The organism is Halomicrobium zhouii, from assembly GCF_900114435.1.
Lineage (GTDB): Archaea > Halobacteriota > Halobacteria > Halobacteriales > Haloarculaceae > Halomicrobium > Halomicrobium zhouii.
On record NZ_FOZK01000001.1, the window covers coordinates 304,058 to 322,553 of the forward strand.

General features: G+C 69.8%; 17 protein-coding genes. All 17 read left to right on the forward strand.

Annotated elements, in window-relative coordinates:
• Window positions 1-54: 54 nt before the first annotated feature.
• The 17 genes from urtB (at window position 55) to BM337_RS01620 (ending at window position 18,496) form a co-directional block, all read left to right on the forward strand.
• Window positions 55-1,056, forward strand: a complete 1,002-nt coding sequence (urtB, locus tag BM337_RS01535; protein WP_245778579.1) for an urea ABC transporter, permease protein UrtB — start codon at window positions 55-57, stop codon at window positions 1,054-1,056.
• Window positions 1,057-2,352 carry an ABC transporter permease subunit gene (locus tag BM337_RS01540; RefSeq protein ID WP_089813250.1) on the forward strand — a complete coding sequence of 432 codons (1,296 nt, stop codon included), beginning with the start codon at window positions 1,057-1,059 and terminating at the stop codon, window positions 2,350-2,352.
• A complete protein-coding gene (locus tag BM337_RS01545; RefSeq protein WP_089813252.1) occupies window positions 2,349-3,167 on the forward strand; it encodes an ABC transporter ATP-binding protein in 819 nt (272 codons plus the stop codon). Before BM337_RS01540 ends, BM337_RS01545 begins: the two co-directional genes overlap by 4 nt.
• The gene (locus tag BM337_RS01550) at window positions 3,164-3,868 is read left to right on the forward strand and encodes an ABC transporter ATP-binding protein (RefSeq protein ID WP_089813254.1); all 705 of its coding nucleotides are present in this window, start codon (window positions 3,164-3,166) and stop codon (window positions 3,866-3,868) included. Before BM337_RS01545 ends, BM337_RS01550 begins: the two co-directional genes overlap by 4 nt.
• A 108-nt stretch (window positions 3,869-3,976) precedes the next feature.
• The gene (locus BM337_RS01555; protein ID WP_089813256.1) at window positions 3,977-4,735 is read left to right on the forward strand and encodes an ABC transporter ATP-binding protein; all 759 of its coding nucleotides are present in this window, start codon (window positions 3,977-3,979) and stop codon (window positions 4,733-4,735) included.
• Window positions 4,732-5,976, forward strand: coding sequence for an FtsX-like permease family protein (locus tag BM337_RS01560; protein WP_089813258.1), 1,245 nt, complete (start codon window positions 4,732-4,734; stop codon window positions 5,974-5,976). The genes BM337_RS01555 and BM337_RS01560 overlap by 4 nt, the downstream gene beginning before the upstream one ends.
• On the forward strand, window positions 5,973-7,202 hold the full coding sequence (locus BM337_RS01565) for an ABC transporter permease (protein ID WP_089813260.1): 1,230 nt from the start codon (window positions 5,973-5,975) through the stop codon (window positions 7,200-7,202). The genes BM337_RS01560 and BM337_RS01565 overlap by 4 nt, the downstream gene beginning before the upstream one ends.
• Before the next feature lie 271 nt (window positions 7,203-7,473).
• Entirely contained in the window at window positions 7,474-8,052 is a 579-nt protein-coding gene (locus BM337_RS01570; protein ID WP_089813262.1) for a hypothetical protein, read from the forward strand.
• Window positions 8,049-8,828, forward strand: a complete 780-nt coding sequence (locus BM337_RS01575) for a Rieske (2Fe-2S) protein (protein ID WP_143117612.1) — start codon at window positions 8,049-8,051, stop codon at window positions 8,826-8,828. Before BM337_RS01570 ends, BM337_RS01575 begins: the two co-directional genes overlap by 4 nt.
• Before the next feature lie 2 nt (window positions 8,829-8,830).
• Window positions 8,831-10,300: a cytochrome b gene (locus tag BM337_RS01580; RefSeq protein WP_089813264.1), complete on the forward strand. Its 1,470-nt coding sequence runs from the start codon at window positions 8,831-8,833 to the stop codon at window positions 10,298-10,300.
• The gene (locus BM337_RS01585; protein ID WP_089815495.1) at window positions 10,293-10,502 is read left to right on the forward strand and encodes a DUF8120 family protein; all 210 of its coding nucleotides are present in this window, start codon (window positions 10,293-10,295) and stop codon (window positions 10,500-10,502) included. The genes BM337_RS01580 and BM337_RS01585 overlap by 8 nt, the downstream gene beginning before the upstream one ends.
• Complete coding sequence (locus tag BM337_RS01590; RefSeq protein ID WP_245778580.1) at window positions 10,495-13,806, forward strand: molybdopterin-dependent oxidoreductase; 3,312 nt, start codon at window positions 10,495-10,497, stop codon at window positions 13,804-13,806. The genes BM337_RS01585 and BM337_RS01590 overlap by 8 nt, the downstream gene beginning before the upstream one ends.
• Window positions 13,803-14,909: a nitrate reductase subunit beta gene (narH, locus tag BM337_RS01600; RefSeq protein ID WP_394327757.1), complete on the forward strand. Its 1,107-nt coding sequence runs from the start codon at window positions 13,803-13,805 to the stop codon at window positions 14,907-14,909. Before BM337_RS01590 ends, narH begins: the two co-directional genes overlap by 4 nt.
• A gap of 238 nt (window positions 14,910-15,147) precedes the next feature.
• Entirely contained in the window at window positions 15,148-15,993 is an 846-nt protein-coding gene (locus BM337_RS01605) for an ethylbenzene dehydrogenase-related protein (protein WP_089813266.1), read from the forward strand.
• A gap of 14 nt (window positions 15,994-16,007) precedes the next feature.
• Entirely contained in the window at window positions 16,008-16,766 is a 759-nt protein-coding gene (locus BM337_RS01610; protein WP_089813268.1) for a molecular chaperone TorD family protein, read from the forward strand.
• A 1-nt stretch (window position 16,767) separates the two neighbouring features.
• On the forward strand, window positions 16,768-17,652 hold the full coding sequence (locus BM337_RS01615; protein ID WP_089813270.1) for a DUF8068 family protein: 885 nt from the start codon (window positions 16,768-16,770) through the stop codon (window positions 17,650-17,652).
• Entirely contained in the window at window positions 17,642-18,496 is an 855-nt protein-coding gene (locus tag BM337_RS01620; protein WP_089813272.1) for a HEAT repeat domain-containing protein, read from the forward strand. Before BM337_RS01615 ends, BM337_RS01620 begins: the two co-directional genes overlap by 11 nt.

Genomic DNA, 18,496 nt, shown 5'->3' on the forward strand with positions numbered 1-18,496 from the left:
GGTCTCCCCACCGTCGGTGTGGGGTCGGCCCCGCAGCCACTGCGAGCCGAGACGATGATGCAGGCGCTATCCCAGGCCCGCTACGGAATCGGGGCCGTCGTCGTGGTCGGACTGGTGTTCGCAGTCGGCGCGCTCACGACCCCGAACCTCACGTTCCGGATCGCCTACGCGGTCTCGTTCGTCGTGCTCGCGGCGATCGGACTCGCGATCATCTTCGGGATCATGGGCGTGATCAACCTCGCCCACGGGGAGTTCATCCTCGTCGGCGCGTACGCGACGACGCTCGCCGTCACGAAAGTCGGCCTGCCGCTGCCGGTCGCGATGGTGGCCGGTGCGCTGGTCACCGCCGGCTTCGGTCTCGTGGTCGAGCGAGTCATCATCTCGGGGTACGTCCCCAACTGGATCGGCCAGCGGACCGTCGGGCGCGACCTGATCACGCCGTTCTACGACCGGCTGGCCGACTCGATGGTGGCGACGTTCGGGCTGAGCCTGATCATGGTCCAGGGCGCTCGCATCGTCTTCGGCAACTCGATCGACCAGATCGGCGTCCCGTTCGGGAGCACCGCCGGCTACCCGGACTACCGGATCGCGCTCGTCGGTATCACTGCCGGCGTGTTAGCGCTGGTCTACGTCCTGTTCACGCAGACGCTGTTCGGCACGCGCGTGCGTGCGACGATGCAGGACGAACAGACGGCGAAGGCGCTCGGGATCGACACGGAGCGGACCTACATGTACACGTTCGCCATCGGCTCCGGGCTGGCCGGCTTCACCGGCGCCCTGTTCGCGCCGCTGCTGTCGATGCAACCGTCGATCGGTGACCAGTTCCTCGTCGAGGCGTTCGTCGCCGTCGTCGTCGGCGGCGCGAGCGTCGTCGTCGGGACGTCGCTGTCGGGCCTGCTGCTGGGCCCCATCGACGCGCTGTTCTCCGACGAGTTCGGGGAGTTCGCCGGTCGCATCGCGCTGCTGGTGACGGCGATGCTCGCCCTGCGGTTCCTGCCGGGCGGCATCACCGGGCTGATCGACCGCGTTCGCGCCATGCGAGAGGGGGGATCCTAGATGGCTGCCGAATCGACCGCGGCCGACGGGACCGCCCCCAGCTCCCTGACTCGCCTCCGAAACCGGCTGGAGGGGCCGAACACGATCGGGAACTCGCGACCGTTCTGGATCGGGTTCGCCCTCGTCCTGGCGGCGCTCGTGGCGTTTCCGATCCTCGGCACTGGCACCGGGAACCAGTTCTCGCTGTTTCTGGTGCTCGGGCTGCTCGGACTGTCGCTCTCGCTCGTCTGGGGCTACACCGGTATCCTCAGCTTCGGGCAGACGGTGTTCTTCGGGGTCGGCGCCTACACGTTCGGCGTCGTCTCGATCAACGTCCCGTCGCCGGGCGGTATCACGGGTGCCATCGTCGCGGGCACGCTGGCCGGCGCCGTCCTCGCGGCCCTGCTGGGCTACTTCATGTTCTACGGCGGTGTCAGGGACGTCTACGTGACGATCATCACCCTCGTCTCGACGCTGGTGACGTTGACGTTCATGGCCCAGACCGCCGGTTCGGAGTGGACCATCGGCGAGGCGGCGCTTGGCGGCTTCAACGGGATGCCCGGCATGCCACCGCTCACGCTCGGCGTCGAGGGCCTGTTCACCTTCCAGTTCGTGTTCAACAAGTACGAGGTGTTCGTCCCGTTCCTCGGGACGAGACCCTTCGACCCGTTCTACTACCTGGCGCTCGCTCTGCTCGTGGCCGCCTACCTCGGCCTGCGCGTCCTGGTCAACATGGACTTCGGGCGCGTGCTCGTCGCCATCCGCGAGGACGAGGACCGGACCGAGATGTTCGGCTACGACGTCAAGCGGGCCAAGCTCGTCTCGTTCACGCTCGGCGGCGGTCTCGCCGGGTTCGCCGGCGTGCTGTACGCGGCCCGGAACGTCTACATCGACCCGTCGGTGTTCGAGCTGTACTTCGCGACGCTGCCCGTCGTCTGGGTGAGCGTCGGCGGCCGCAAGAGCCTGCTCGGCGCTGTCGTCGCGACCATCGCGGTCGAGTACCTGCGACTGTCCATCGGCGGGGAGTACGCGCTGGTCGCGGTCGGCGCGCTGCTCCTGCTGTCGATACTGGTATTGCCCGGCGGCGTCGTGCCGTGGATAGCTTCCCGAGGGATTCCGTGGATCAAGACCGACGGCGCCCCGTGGATCTGGGACGACTGGATTCCGTGGCTGAAGAACGAAGCAATCCCTTGGATCAGGCACGACTCGATCCCGTGGCTGAAGAACGACTCGATCCAGTGGCTGAAGAACGACGCAATTCCCTGGATCAAGGAGAAGGCACGTCCGTCGGTGAACACGGAGGAAACCGAATCATGAGCGACTCGACCACACAGGAGAGCCTCGACCCGAACGTTCGCCAGACGGCCGCCGAGCTGGCGACCGGCGACCGGACCGACACGCTGCTCCAGACCGACGACCTCGTCAAGACCTTCGGCGGGTTCACGGCGACCGACGAGGTCGACTTCTCGGTCGAGGAAGGCGAACTGCGCTGTCTGATCGGCCCGAACGGCGCCGGGAAGTCGACGCTGCTGAAGCTGATCACCGGCACCCTCGCGCCGACTGAGGGGAGCATCTACTACGACGGCCACGACGTCACCGACCTGGAGCCCAACGAGCGGGTCGCCCGCGGGATCAGCATGAAGTTCCAGGTCCCGTCGGTGTACGGCGACCTCTCGGTCCGCGAGAACGCCCGGCTCCCCATCCAGCAGTTCGCCGACGGCGAGGAGCGACGCCGCCGCGTCCAGGAGGCTATCGACGCCGCCGGCCTCACTGGCACCGAGGACGTCGACGCGAGCACCCTCTCGCACGGTCAGCAACAGCAACTCGAGATCAGCATGGCCGCCTCGCTCGAACCGGACCTGCTCTTGCTCGACGAGCCGGTGGCCGGCCTCTCGGTCGACGAACGCGCCGAGATCGCAGACCGGATCACGACGCTCAACGAGGAGGAGGGGATCGCCTTCGTCGTGATCGAACACGACACCGACTTCGTCGCCGAGATCGCCGACAACGTGACCGTCCTCCACAAGGGCGATATCTTCCGGGAGGGCTCGATAGGCGATATCGAGTCCGACCCGGCCGTCAAGCGGATCTACCTCGGGACCGACGAGGACTCGGACGGTGATTCGCGATGACCGTGCTCTCGCTGGACGGCGTCACCGTCGGCTACGGCCCGACGCCCGTCCTCCGGGAGATCGATCTGGCCATCGAGCGAGGCGAGATCGTCGGCGTCGTCGGCAAGAACGGCGTCGGGAAGACCACCCTCATGAAGACCGTCATCGGCCTGCTCGAACCGACGTCGGGGTCGATCACCTACGACGGGCGGGACGTCACCGGGCTGGCGGCCGACGACCGCGCTCGCTCCGGCATCGGCTACATCCCGCAGGGCCGGGACATCTTCCCCGACCTGACGGTCGAGCAGAACCTCCGGATGGGCGAGCACGTCAACGCGGACGGCGCCGTCACTCGCTACGAGGAGGTGTACGACCTCTTTCCGGTGCTCGAAGAGCGCGCCGGGCAGGACGGCGGGACGCTCTCGGGCGGGCAACAGCAGATGCTCGCCATCGGCCGGGCACTCGTCGGTGACCCCGACCTCCTGCTGCTCGACGAACCGAGCGAGGGCGTCCAGCCCTCCATCGTCGACCAGATCAGCGAGGACATGCGCGCCATCAACGACGAACTCGGGACGACCGTCCTCTTCGTCGAACAGAACCTGGGCGTCATCCAGGAGATGGCCGACCGGTGCTACGCGATGGAACGGGGCACCATCGTCGACGAACTGACGAGCGAGGAGATCGCCGACGAGGACGCCATCGCCAGCCACCTGGCGATCTGACGCCGGACCGACCCCATCGCTCCTGTTTGGAATCGCTGCCGCCCCGTCGACACCGTCGCACCCAACGCCAAACTGTTATGACACTGTCGTTACAGTGTCCGGGTAGGAATGAGTTCCCGGAACCAGGGGCGGAGTGTGACACGGGAGGGTGCGAGCGAGCGGGCGGTCATCGCCGCCTGCGAGTCGCTCGTCCGGGAGTACACGCGCGGGTCGGGCGGTGGGTGGTTCGGCAGCGGGAACCTGCCGACGGTGCGCGCGCTCGACGGCGTGAGTCTCTCGGTCCGTCGCGGCGAGATCGTCGGGATCGAGGGGCCGAGCGGGAGCGGGAAGTCGACGCTGTTGCACCTGCTCGCGGCCCTCGACACGCCGACGGCGGGCGAGCTAACCGTCGCCGGCGAGGACGTCAGGCGCCGCTCCGAGCGCGGCCGGGCGAAGCTTCGACTGGAGCACATCGGCCTCGTCTTCCAGCGCTTTCACCTGCTGCCGGCGCTGTCGGCGCGGGCGAACGTCGCCCTGCCGCTGGTGGAACTGGGCTGGTCCAAGCGGCAGCGTCGCGAGCGGGCGACGAGCCTGCTCGAGGACGTCGGCCTGGGTGAGCGGGCCACGCACCGGCCGGGACAGCTGAGCGGCGGGGAACAGCAACGGGTGGCCATCGCGCGAGCGCTGGCGACCGAACCGGACCTCCTGATCGCCGACGAGCCGACGGGGGAACTCGACACGGCGACGGGCCGGCAGGTGCTCGACCTGTTCGAGGACCTGGGCGAGAACCACGCCATCGTCCTGGCCTCCCACGACCAGCCGACCCTGGCCATCGCGGACCGGGTGATCAGCCTCCGCGACGGCCGCGTGCAGGGCGCCGACCGATGACTCTCCCCGGAGCCAGGTGGCTGCGACGCCGCCGGGCACTCGTGGGGCTGGCCGTCCACCGCGTCGTCGGTCGGGTGCGCTCCAGTCCCCAGCGCGTCGTCCTGAGCGTGCTCGGCGTGGCGCTGGCCGTCGCGCTGGTGGTCGCCGTGACGGGCGTGGCGCTGGGCCTGACCGCCGAGTCCGTCGTCCAGAACGACGACACCGACTTCTGGGTCGTCCCCGAGCAGTCGACCGCCGAGTCCGTCGCGGTGTCGAGCGGCGGCGTCAAACTCGGCGACGTCCACGCCACGAGCGAGCGCATCGAACGCGACGAGCGGGTGGACTACGCGACGCCCGTGGCGCTGAGCGTCGTCCCCGTCACGGACCGGACGACGGGGGAGACGGAGTACGTCCTGGCCGCCGGCATCGTCCCGCGGGAGGGCCAGGAGCTGTTCGGGCTCTCGACCACGCCGCTGGAGCCCGGTGACCCCCACTACGCGAACGGGAGCTACGACGGCCCCTGGACCGGCGAGGCCGTGGTCAACGACGCCGCCGCGTCGATCACGAACACCTCGGAGGGTGAGGACCTCCAGGTCGCCCGGACGGGGACGAACCGGTCGTTCCGGGTACTCAACGTCTCCCAGGGCGAGGCGGGCTTCGGGTTCGGGTCGGCCCCCATCGCGGTCGTCCACCTGAGTGAACTCCAGAGCGCGACGGGGCTGGCCGCCAGCGACCAGGCCGACCAGATCCTCGTCAGCACGAACGACCCGGGCGTGCGCTCGGATCTCGAGTCGCTGTATCCGCACACGACGGTCGTCACCAAGCGCGGCATCTCCGCCCAGCAGGCCTCGACGTCGAACCTCCCGCTGGCCGTGGGGCTGTCGGCGCTCCTGTCGGCGCTGGTCGTCGGGGTGCTGTTCATCGCGACGCTGATGGGTCTGGAGGTGAGCGCCGACCGGGCGACGCTGGGGACCCTGGCGACGCTGGGCTTCGCCAGTCGCTCCCGCTCGCTGCTCATCGGCTGTGAGACGCTGGTCGTCGCCGTCGTCGGCGGCCTGGTCGGCGTGGCCGTCGGCGCCGGGAGCATCGGCCTCGTCAACCGCGTCGTCGGCGCCCGGTTCGGTATCGCGGAGGTGGCCGTCTTCGACCCGCTCCTGGTCCCCTACGGACTCGCCGTCGCCGCCGTCGTCGGCGTCGTCGGGAGCGTCTACCCCATCTACCTCGGCCGCCGGACCGACGTCCTGGAGGTGCTCTCGGAATGATCGGGTCGCGCTTCCGCGCCGTGCTGGGCATCGCCGCGGCGCAGTTGCGCCACGAACGCGGACGGACGCTACTGGCCATCGTCGCCGTGGCACTGGCTGTACTCGCCACCACCATCCTGGCCAGCGTGGGCTACGGCGTCGTCGAGACGGGCCAGGAGAAGTTCGACACCTCCGGCCGGGATCTGTGGGTGACCGGCGGGCCGCTGAAGTTCTCGCCCGGGTCGGTCGGCGGCTTCGAGAACACGCTCGTCGACTCCCACAGCGTCGCCGACGACATCGAGCAACGCGAGGAGATACAGACGGCGGTGCCGATGAGCTTTCAAACTGTGTACGCCAGCACGGACGGCGAGGAGTTCCAGACCGTCGTCGGCGTCGGCGCGCCCGCCCGCGGCCCGTCGGTCAACGTCATCGAGGGTAGCGAGTTCTCGACGAAGGACACTCACTACGCCAACGGGACCTACGACGGGCCGATGTCCCACGAAATCGTGATCGACGAGCGGACGGCCGACCAGCTCGGCGTCGAGGTGGGGGACAGCCTCTACGTCGGCGGGACGCTGAGCGCCGCCCGGCAGAACGAGTTCGAGGTGGTCGGTATCTCCAACACCTTCTCCACGTTCGTCGGCTCCGCGACGGTGACGATGCACCTGAGCGAACTCCAGGAGGTGACGGGGACGACCGACTCCGACCGGGCGACGTTCGTCTCCATCGACGTCCACGACGACGCCGACGTCGAGCAGGTCGAACGGGAAATACAGGCCGAGTACCCCTCCTACGACGTCCGGACCAACGAGGAGCAACTGGAGGCGACGCTCCGCGAGCAAGCAGTCCTCATCGCCAGCGGCATCTCGCTGGTCGCCTTCGCCGTCGCCGCCGGCGTCGCGCTGACGACCAACCTCCAGTTCTCGCTGGTGTACCAGCGCCGCGACCGGCTGGCCGCCATCAAGGCCATCGGCTGGCGCACCCGCACTCTCGTCGCCGTGACGACGGTGAAAGCCCTCGTCGTCGGGATCATGGGCGCCGGGCTGGGACTGGTCCTGACCTACCCGGGCGTCGCGGTGGTCAACGAGGTGGCCGCGGCCATCGCCGGGTTCGAGGGGCTCGTCCAGCTCTCCCCGGAGATTCTCGTCGGCGGGCTGGTACTCGGCGTCGTGATCAGCTTCCTGAGCGGCCTCGCGGCGAGCGCGCTGATCGCCAGGGTGTCGCCCCTGGAGTACATCTCGCGGTAGCGGGCGGGAATCGCCCGGCCAGCCGGTGGAGTCGGACGGCGCTCTCCGTCCGTCAGCCCCGTCGCGGGGGACGGGCTGTGCCTTCTTCCCGCGTGGCCCCGTCTGTGCGCCGGTACGTACCATCTCCGTACCAGCTATCTGTGCCTTACCTGACTGAAAACTGATTTTTTAGTACAACCGACACGTCGTCGAACGTGTGACTCGTTACCTATTCCACCACTGGTTGCGTCGAGACCGGCACGGCAAATCACGGGCCGTCACGAGCGGATAGATGCGGTGGCCGACTGCCGTCATCGCCGTCATCGTCCTCCTCGTCCTGGCGCCGATGTGGGTCATCGCCATCCAGGGCGAGGGGGCCTCCGAGGAGGTCGAGATCGACCGCGGCGTCAGCGAGATCCAGCCACTCGACGGCTTCCTCGACACCCCGAACAAGCTCTCGCCCAGCCAGGTCGGGGTGATCGTCTGGGTGGCGCTGCTGGCCCTGGTCGGCGTCGTCTCCGCCGCACACCGGTTCATGAACGAGGCGGTGCGGCCGCCCGACGACGCGGCCGTGGCCGCGGACGGCGGGAGCGCCTCGGCCGGCTGGCTCGACACCGACGACCGGTGGGTGGTCGAGTACTACGACGCCTCCGAACAGGCCGAGGGACTCCTCGCGATGGGCGGGCTGACGGTGCTGGCCATCGTCTTCGCGGCGCTGTTCACCGGCGAGTACTTCACCCTCGCGAGGACGCAGTACTTCGGCGTGTACGCCGCGGGCATGTTCTTCTCGCTGGCCGGGCTGACCATCGCCTACTACGCCTGGTTCGTGCCCCACGTCGAGGTCGTCGAAGAACGGGAGCACGCGAGATGACCGACGACACCGACCACGACTCCGGGACTGACCACGACACCAGGACTGACCACGACACCAGGACTGACCACGACACCAGGACTGACCACGACATCGAGACCGACGACCCGGCCACGGCCGGGGACGTCGAGTCGTTCGACTGTCCCTGTTCGTACCGGCACCTGACCGACGGCGGCGAGGACGTGAGTGGCCCCGAGACCCCGGCGCCCGAGCGGGAGGCCGACGGGTTCGAGTACGACCGTCGCGACGTCGCGAAGTTCCTCGCCACGGTGGGCGGGCTGACGGCCGTCGGCAGCCTCGCCGCCCCGCTCGCGGGCCTCACCCAGGTGTTCGAGCGGGAGTACACGGGCCCGATCTACACCGACGACGTGGCCCTGGTCGACGCCGAGGGAGAGCTGATCGAGGAGGGCAGGCTCAGCCCCGGCGAACTCATGACCGTGTTCCCGGAGACGAACCCGGGCATCGAGGACGCCCCGACGCTGCTCGTCCGGTTCGAGGAGGGCGAGTACACCGACGGGACGACCGCGGAGTTCGTCGTCAGCGGCTACGCGGCGTACTCGAAGGTGTGTACCCACGCGGGCTGTATGGTCGCGGACCGCCAGGACACCACGCTCGTCTGTCCCTGTCACGCCGGGAAGTTCGACCCGCTCTCCGGGGCGAGCGTGGTCGGTGGGCCGCCGCCGCGCCCACTCCCGCAACTCCCGCTCGCGCTCGCCGACGAGGGCCACCTGATCGCCACCGGTGACTTCCCCGAACCCATCGGGGTGGGGGAGTGACGATGGCGGACCGACTCCGCCGCGCCTGGGCGTGGGTCGACTCGCGTCTCGACCTCTCGGCCGAGGCGGACTACCTCGGGAAGGCGTTCCCCGCCGAGGACTCGTTCCTGCTGGGCGAGGTGGCGCTGTTTTGCTTCCTCATGCTCGTGCTGACGGGGATGTTCCTCGGCTTCTTCTTCGAGCCCAGCACCTCCGACGTCGAGTACGACGGCAGCGTCGACGAGTACCAGGGCGAGGAGCTGCCGGAGGCGTTCGTCAGCGTGCTGAACATCACCTACGAGGTGCCCTACGGGATGTTCCTCCGGCGCCTCCACCACTGGGCGGCCCACCTGTTCGTCGCATCGCTGTCGCTGCATATGCTGCGGGTGTTCTTCCACGGCGCGTACGCCAACCCCAGGGAGCCCAACTGGGTCGTCGGCGGCGGGCTGGCCATCTCGTCGATGTTCGCCGCCTACACGGGCTACGCGTTGCCCTACGACGAGTTCGCCAGCACCGCGACGGGCATCGGGTACAGCATCGCCAAGTCCGTCCCAATCTTCGGCGACATCCTCTCACAGATCGTGTTCGGGGGCGAGTACCCCTCCAGCGCCACGCTCCCGCGATTCTACTTCATCCACGTCTTCCTGTTACCGGTGGTCATCGCGGGGCTGATCGCCGTCCACATGGCGATCCTCGTCCGCCAGAAACACACCGAGGCGCCCCGGGAGGCGGACGTCACCGGCGGCCGGCTACCGGTCGACCGGGACGACGGAAGCGTCGTCGTCGGGCTCCCGGCGTTCCCGAACCAGGCCGCCATCAGCGCCGTCGTCTTCTTCCTCACCCTCGGCGTGCTGTCGCTGCTGGCGGGGTTCCTGCCGGTGCACAACGTCGCCGAGTACGGGCCCAACGACCCGGCGAGCACGCCGTCGCTCATCATGCCCGACTGGTTCCTCATGTGGGTGTTCGGCTTCCTGAAGGTGATGCCGTCGTGGATGAGCTTCACCGTCCCGGGCACGGACATCCACGTCAGCACGGAGTTCCTGAGCGGGATGGTGCTGCCTGGCATCGTCTTCGCCCTGCTGTTCGCCTGGCCGTTTATCGACTCCTACGACGAGCAACGCCACTTCTCGATGGACCCGCTCGCGCGCCCCTGGCAGACCGCCGTCGGCGTCACGGGCGTCGTGTTCGTCATGATCGCCTCCATCGCGGGGATGAACACCATCGCCGCCGACATCACCGGGCTCTCGACGGGGGTCCTCAATCCACTCTTGCTGGGGGCGATGATCCTCGGCCCGCTCCTGGCAGGCGGCGTCACGTACGTCGTGCTCGACCGCTACGACGCCGACGACCCGACCGACGGGGGCCGGCGACCGACGACGGCCGACGGCGGTGCCAGGGAGGCCGCCGGTCCCGCGGCGAACGCGACGGACGCCGCGGTCGACCCGCCCGACGACCCCGATGCGGGCCCACCGGACGGTGGTCGCGATGCGTGAGCGCGCCCTGATGTCGGTCCGGCCGCGGGCCTACCGCTGGCTGGACCGGTTGACCAAGCTCGGCGGCGTCGCGCTCGTCGCGGCGGGACTGGAGGCCGGCGGCGGGACCGCGACGGGGGCGGTGCTCGGCTGCTGCGGCGCGGCGCTCGCGGTGAGTACCGTCTTCCTGACGACCGACTCCAGCGAGGCTACCAATGAGTGAGTACGACGAGACAGACGACGACCGGTACAGCGAGCCAGACCACGCGGACGAGGACGCGGGCGCCTCGCCCGCGGACCACGAGCGACTCGGGCGACCGATCGACGGTGACCCCGCCGACGAGACGGCGGGCGACTCTCCCGGTGGGACCGATACCGGATCCGCCGGCGAGATCGATCGGCGCGCGTTCCTCCAGGGAATCGGCGCGGCCGCGGCGGTCGGGGTCAGCGGCGTCGGCCTCGGGCAGGAACTCGACGGGATCCGGGCCGTCGAGGGGACGAACTACCTCGGAAGCTACCCCTACCGCGACTGGGAGGACTTCTACCGCGAGCAGTGGGACTGGGACTCCGTCGCCCGGAGCACCCACGGCGTCAACTGCACCGGGAGCTGTTCGTGGAACGTCTACGTCAAGAACGGCCAGGTGTGGCGCGAGGAACAGGCCGCCGATTACCCGCAGTTCGACGAGGACGTCCCTGACCCCAACCCCCGGGGCTGCCAGAAAGGGGCCTGCTACACGGACTACGTCAACGCCGACCACCGGGTGAAGTACCCGCTCCGTCGCACGGGCGAACGCGGCGAGGGCCAGTGGCAGCGGATCTCCTGGGACGAGGCGCTCACCGAAATCGCGGAGAAAGTGATCGAGGAGGTCCAGGCCGGCCGCTACGACGCCATCAGCGGGTTCACGCCCATCCCGGCGATGAGCCCGGTGTCCTTTGCCTCGGGAAGCAGGCTGATCCGGTTGCTCGGCGGCGTCAGCCACTCCTTCTACGACTGGTACTCCGACCTGCCGCCGGGCGAGCCCCTGACCTGGGGCGTCCAGACCGACAACGCCGAGTCGGCCGACTGGTACAACGCCGACTACCTGATGGCCTGGGGGTCCAACGTCAACGTCACCCGCATCCCCGACGCGAAGTACTTCCTCGAGGCCGCCTACGAGGGGACCAAGCGCGTCGGGGTCTTCCCGGACTACTCCCAGACGGCCATCCACTGCGACGAGTGGCTCTCGCCCGAGCCCGGCTCGGACATCGCACTCGCGCTCGGGATGGCCCGCACCATCGTCGACGAGGGCCTGTACGACCCGGCGCACCTCCGCGAGCAGACCGACATGCCGCTGCTCGTCCGGCAGGATACCGGGAAGTTCCTCCGGGCGAGCGAGGTGTCGGGCCTCGGTGGCGGCGCCGACGACCCCTCGAAGGTGTTCGTGATGGTCGACGGCAACGGGAACCTCCGGGAGGCGCCCGGGTCGCTGGGCAACCGCGCCGGCGAGTACGACCCCGACGCGAGCATCGAGACCGGGTTCCAGCCGCAACTGGCCGTCGACCGGAGCGTCGGCGGGACGTCGGTCCGGTCGGTGTGGAACCACTTGCTGGACGAACTCGGCCAGTACGGGCCCGACTTCGTCTACGAGGAGACCGGCGTCGGTCGCCAGACCTACCAGCGCATCGCCCGCGAGTTCGGCCAGGCCGAACGGGCCAAGATCATCCACGGCAAGGGCGTCAACGACTGGTACCACAACGACCTGGGCAACCGCGCCATCCAGTTACTGTTGACGCTCACCGGCAACCTCGGCCGGCAGGGCACCGGCTTCGACCACTACGTCGGCCAGGAGAAGATCTGGACCTACGAGGGGTGGTCGGAGCTGTCCTTCCCGGTGGAGGGTCGGTCGGTCGCGACGGCGCTGTGGACCTACTACCACGCCGGCATCATGGGGAACGTCGACGACGACACCCGCCAGCGCATCCAGGAGGCCGTCGACCGCGACTGGATGCCGCTGTTCCCGGAGGAACGGCCGGACGGCTCCCGGCCCGACCCGTCGGTGATGTTCATCTGGCGCGGCAACTACTTCAACCAGTCCAAGGGCGGGGTCGCCGTCGAGGAACGGCTCTGGCCCAAGCTGGATCTTATCGTGGACGTCAACTTCCGGATGGACTCCTCGGCGCTGTACTCGGACATCGTCCTGCCGGCCGCGAGCCACTACGAGAAGTACGACCTGAACATGACGGACATGCACAGCTACGTCCACCCGTTCACGCCGGCGATCGAACCGCTGGCCGAGTCCAAGACCGACTGGCAGATCTTCCGGGAACTCGCCGCGAAGATCCAGGAACTCGCCAGCGAGCGCGACCTGAATCCCGTCGACGACCGGTCGTTCGACCGCCAGATCGACCTGACGACGGTCCACGACGACTACGTCCGCGACCAGCTGTCCGGCGAGGCCGGCGCCCTGACGGAGGACCGGGCCGCCTGCGAGTTCATCCTCGAACACTCGACGGAGACCAACCTCGGCGCCGCCCAGGACGCCCCCGACCCCGGCGAGGGCGGCGGTGGCGCTGGCGACGATGGCGGTGGTGCTAGCGACGGCGGCGGTGGCGGCGAGAGCCGTGGAAGCGAGACCGGCGCTAGCGACGGCGACGCCGACTCCCGCTACCGGCGCGGACAGCCCGGCCCGACCGGACAGATAACGATGGACGACATCGACGAGCAACCCCGGCGGTTCCAGGCCGCGGGCGACCACTGGACCTCGCCGCTGGAGGAGGGCGAGGCCTACACGCCCTGGAAGCGGTTCGTCCAGGACAAGGAGCCCTGGCCGACGTTCACCGGCCGCCAGCAGTACTACATCGACCACGACTGGTTCCTCGAGCTGGGCGAGGAACTCCCGACCCACAAGACGCCGCTGGACCTGCAGGACCCCGAGGAGTACCCGCTGCGGTACAACACGCCACACCCGCGCTGGTCCATCCACTCGACGTGGCGGGACAACGAGACGATGCTGCGACTCCAGCGGGGCGAACCGCTCGTCTACCTCCACCCCGACGACGCCGCGGAGCGGGGCATCGAGGACGGCGACGTGGTCCGACTCTACAACGACCACGACGAACTGGCGGTCCAGGTGAAGGTGTACCCGAGCAGCGAGCCCGGGACGGCGCGGATGTTCTTCGCCTGGGAGCGGTTCCAGTTCGAGAGCCGCGGCAACTTCAACACCCTCGTCGGCATGTACATGAAACCCACACAGCTCGTGCAGTACCCGGAGGACAGCGGCGAACACCTCTCCTTTCGCCCCAACTACTGGGGGCCCACCGGCGTCAACAGCGACGTCCGCGTCGAGGTGAAACTCGCCGAGTCGATGGACCGTAGCTGGCGCGGCCCCGGCGGCACCGACAACGTCAGCGGCGACACGGACGACGATATCGAGGGGGACGAGGGGCCGCTGGACGTCCGGACGGAGACCGAAACGGCCACCGAGAACGGGACGGCGACCGAGACGGACGGGGACGCCACCGTCACTGACGGAGGTGAGGGCCAGTGAGCTCCGACTCCCAGGAGACCGAGACCGGCACGGAGTCGGGTGGTGGCGCGACGGTCCAGCTGGCCGACGGCGTCGAGCACCAGGTCGCGATGGTGATGGACCTCAACAAGTGCATCGGCTGCCAGACCTGCACGGTCGCGTGCAAGACCCTCTGGACGGAGGGTGGCGGCCGGGAGTACATGTACTGGAACAACGTCGAGACCAAGCCCGGACGGGGCTACCCCCGGGACTGGGAGGAGAAGGGCGGCGGCTTCGAGTCGGCCGAACAGGCCGACCAGGAGGACGTCCACGGCGAGCGCGAGGTGGGCGAACTCCCCTCGGCCGAGGACTGGGGTCGCCCGTGGGAGTTCAACCACCAGGAGATCATGTACGACGGCAGCGACGAGTCACTGCGGCCCCAGGGGCCCGAGCCCGAGTGGGGGCCCAACTGGGACGAGGACCAGGGCGCCGGCGAGTTCCCCAACTCCTACTACTTCTACCTCCCCCGGATCTGCAACCACTGCACCCATCCCTCCTGTGCCGAGGCCTGCCCCCGGAAGGCGCTGTACAAGCGCGAGGAGGACGGCATCGTCCTCGTCGACCAGGAACGGTGCCGGGGCTACCGCTACTGCGTCGAGGGGTGCCCCTACAACAAGGTCCACTTCAACGTCCTCAGCAAGAAATCGGAGAAGTGCATCTTCTGCTTCCCGCGCAAAGAGGGCCAGGGGCCCGACGACGAGGTTCGACCCCCCGCCTGCGCCACCGAGTGCCCGCCACAGCTCCGGCTGGTCGGGTTCCTCGACGACGAGGACGGCCCCATCTACAAGCTCGTCGAGGAGTGGGAGGTGGCCCTGCGGCTCCACCCCGAGTTCCACACCCAGCCGAACGTCTACTACATCCCGCCCTTCGCCCCGCCCCAGCACGACGACGAGGGCGAGACGGTCGACGTCGAGCGCATCCCCCGGCCGTACCTGGAGGAGCTGTTCGGCGAGCAGGTCCACGAGGCCCTGGACACCATCGAGCGCGAGCGCGCCCGCGTCGAGCGCGGCGGCGAGAGCGAACTGATGGAGCTGCTCACCACGAAGGACATGGCCGAGCAGTACCGGCTGGAGGTGTTCGAATGAGCGACCGCGGGGGAGCGAATTCGAGCTCGTCACGAGCGGAGCGAAGTGACGGCGTTCGAATGAGCGACCGCGGGGGAGCGAATTCGAGCTCGTCACGAGCGGAGCGAAGTGACGGCGTTCGACTGATGCGAGCGATAGCGAGCGAAGTCGAGCCCGGGAGTCGAGCGGCGCGAGTCTCCCGGTGTTTAATGGCTGACCGCTCCCGAACGCGCTGGCCGGCGACGGAGGTGACCGGGCCGTGACGGGCGACGACGGCCCGGTCAGCCGCACCGTGCTGTTCGCCCTGGCGCTCGTCGTGGTCGCCGCGATAGCGCCGACGTTCGGCACCGCCCGCCCGGCGAACGAGATTCCGGTCGAGGACGACCCGCCCGACGCCGCGTCGCTGTCGGCCCCGACCGCCAACGCGTGGGAGGAGGTCCCCGAGGTCGACGTCGCGATGGCGAGCGCGCCGAGCTCCGTCCCGAACGCCAACGACACGTCCGTCGACGAGGTGTCGGTCCGCGCCGCGCGCACGGACGGGTCGCTGATCGTCCGGCTCTCGTGGGACGACGCGACCGCCGACGCCGTCACGCCACAGGCCGAGAACCGGACGCCGGGGGTCAACACGTTCTGGGACGCCGCGGCGCTCCAGTTGCCCGCGGACACGAGCACCCACCCGGGCATCGCGATGGGGAGCGAGCGCTCGCAGGTGAACGTCTGGTACTGGTCGGCGCCGAACACGACCCAGGAACTGCAGGCCGCCGGCCCGGGGACGACGACGACCATCCCCGACACGGCGCTCGACACGAACGCGAGCTACGAGAACGGCACCTGGCACGTCGTGTTCGACCGCGACCTGCGGGTCGACGACGCGGGGGCGAATCGCACGACGATCGAGGGCGAGCGCGACGTCGACGTGGCCATCGCGGTCTGGAACGGGTCGAACGCGGAGCGCTCGGGCCAGAAGGCCGTCAGCGAGTGGCAGTACTTCCCCTTCGGCCCGGGCGCGCAGGGCCCGCCCTACGAGACCATCCTCTGGGTGATCGCCGGTCTCGCCATCGCCACGGTCATCGTCGCGACGACGCTCGGGGTGCGCCGAACCTGACGGAGGACTCACCGATGACAGCCAACACAGCCGACGACGCCGACCTGGCACCGACCATCGACCGGGACGACCTGGACGTCGACAGCGGCGCCCGGGGGACGCTGTACGCCCTGCTCGCGCGGGCGTTCACCCACCCGGACGACGACCTGTACGACGCGCTCGCGACCGGGGAGTTCGCCGACTCCGTCGCGTCGCTGCTCGACCGGACGACGCTGGACGTGGACGGGTTCGATCCGGACGAGAGCGACGCGGTCGACGATGACGACGCGGCCGACTCCGGCCCGGCCGCCCTCCGGACAGAGGACGACTACGATACCCTCTGTGCCCGGTACAACGACCTGTTCGTGGTGAGCTTCACCGAGGTCGAGGACCGGACCGACGGCACCGAGTCCTCGACGGCGCCGCCGGTCCCGCTGTACGAGTCCTCCTACCGCTCGGACGTCTCCTGGACCGACGTCAACCTGGACCTGCTGCGCGCCTACGACTTCTACGGGCTGGAGGTCGACCAGTCGGTCCGGGACCACCACGACCACCTCCGGTACCAGCTGGAATTCGCGGGCTACCTGGCCCGCCGTGCCGCGGTCGCCGACGACGGTGCCCCCGCGGCGCGGCTGGACCTGCTCGACAGGCACCTCCGGGTTATCACGGAGGGCATGGCCGACGCGATGGCCGACGAGCCGGAGATCGGCGCCTACGGGCCGCTCGTGAAACTGCTCGACGCCTTCACGGCCGCGGACCGGCGGGACCTGGCCGACCGCGTGGAGGGCGAGTGAGATGGCGGGGAACGCCGAACGGGCCCGGGGCCACGCCCGCACGTCGCGAGAGGTCGCCGGCCGGAGCCGGAGTGAGGTACGGCAGGCCGCCGGCATCGTCGCTCTGCTCGGGGGCGCCTCGATAGCGCTGGTGCGCCTCGTTCGCAACGCCCCGATCGACGCCGCGGTGCTCGCGGGCCCGACGGCGTTCGAACTGGCGACCACTCTCGCGATCGTCGCGCCCGCACTCGCCGCCGTCGCGATGGGCGTCGCCGCCCCGACCGACCGGGAGTGGGTCGCGCTCGTCGTCGCGGGGACGTTCACCCTGCTGACGGCCGTCACGGGCGCGGTGTCGGTCCCCGCCGCGGGCGTCGTCCTCGCCGCAGGCGTCCTGGCGCTGGTTCCGTGGGCGGACCTGACTCCGGGGCCCACTATCGTCGCCGGTGGGTTCGTCGTCGCGCTCGCGCTCTCGCTCGGTGGGGGCATGGGCGTCCTCCACGCGAGCGCGCGCACGTTCGGGACGGTCGTGACGCTGGGCGCCCTCGCCGCGACGCCGCTCGTCGTCCGGCCGTCTCTCGGGTCGCTGCTGGTCGGTGCCGCCGCAGCCCTCGGAGTCGTCGCCGTGACGCTGTCGGCGCCATTCGTCACGAGCGCGAGCGTCCTCGTCGTCGGCGCCGCCATCGACCCGCCACTCGTGCTCCTGGCTGCGGGCGTCGGCGGCGCCGTCGCGACCGTCGCCAGCGGCGTCTCGACCGGGCGGACGGCCGTCGCGGTCGGTGGTGCTCTCCTGCTCGCTGCGGGCGTCCCCGCGACCGTCCCGCGCGCGCTGGCCGTCGTGCTGGGCGCGAGCCTGGTGCTCGACGCGGTCGATTCACGGACTACCGGGGGTGACGCCGATGCCATGTGACGGCGGCGGCGACGGCCACGACCACGAGGACGGGCCGCCGGACCCGCAACTCGACCCCGAGAAGAGCCCGGGGTTCGGCGTCGACCCGGACGGCCTCGCGGACATCGAGGTGAGCCGCCCGGGGGTCACCATCGGCGAGGCGACGCCGGAGGAGCTGATGGCCAGCGACACCGACCCGGTCGAGGACCACCCGCAGGCCGACCTCCTGGACCAGTTGCTCGACGGCGACCACGTCGAGCGCCGACGGGCGGCGCTCGCGCTTGGGGAGACCGAGACCCCGGGCGACCGCGTGGCCGAGACGCTGGCCGGCGTCGCTCAAACCGACGAGGACGAAGACGTCCGGCAGTTCGCCGTCGAGTCGCTGGGCAAGGTCGGCGGCGAGATCGCCGAGCGGGGCGCGCTGGCGGTCACCAGGGACGACGACCCTTGGGTCCGCGCCGAAGCGGTCGTGACGCTGGACCGCCTCGACCGCGCGGCCCACGCCGAGCGGATGGTCGAGGCGCTCGACGACGACCACCACGCGGTCCGTCGGAACGCGCTGATATCGCTGTTCAAACACCGCGGCCAGGACGCCGAGGACGTCCTGACCGACGCCGTCGAGGACCCCAGCGAGCGAGTCCGCGAGTGGGCGGCCCACATGCTCGCCGGGATCGACGGCGACGCCGCCCGCGAGACGCTCCGCCGCGTCGCGGTCGAGGACGACAGCGACGTCGTCCGGATCACCGCGGGCAACGCCCTCGACGAGGACCCGGCCCGCTTCCGGCGGTCGTTCCGCGGCGCCCTCTCCGAGGAGACGGCGTCGCTGCCGGGCGAGTCGCTCCTCAACCGAACCCCCGACCTCTGA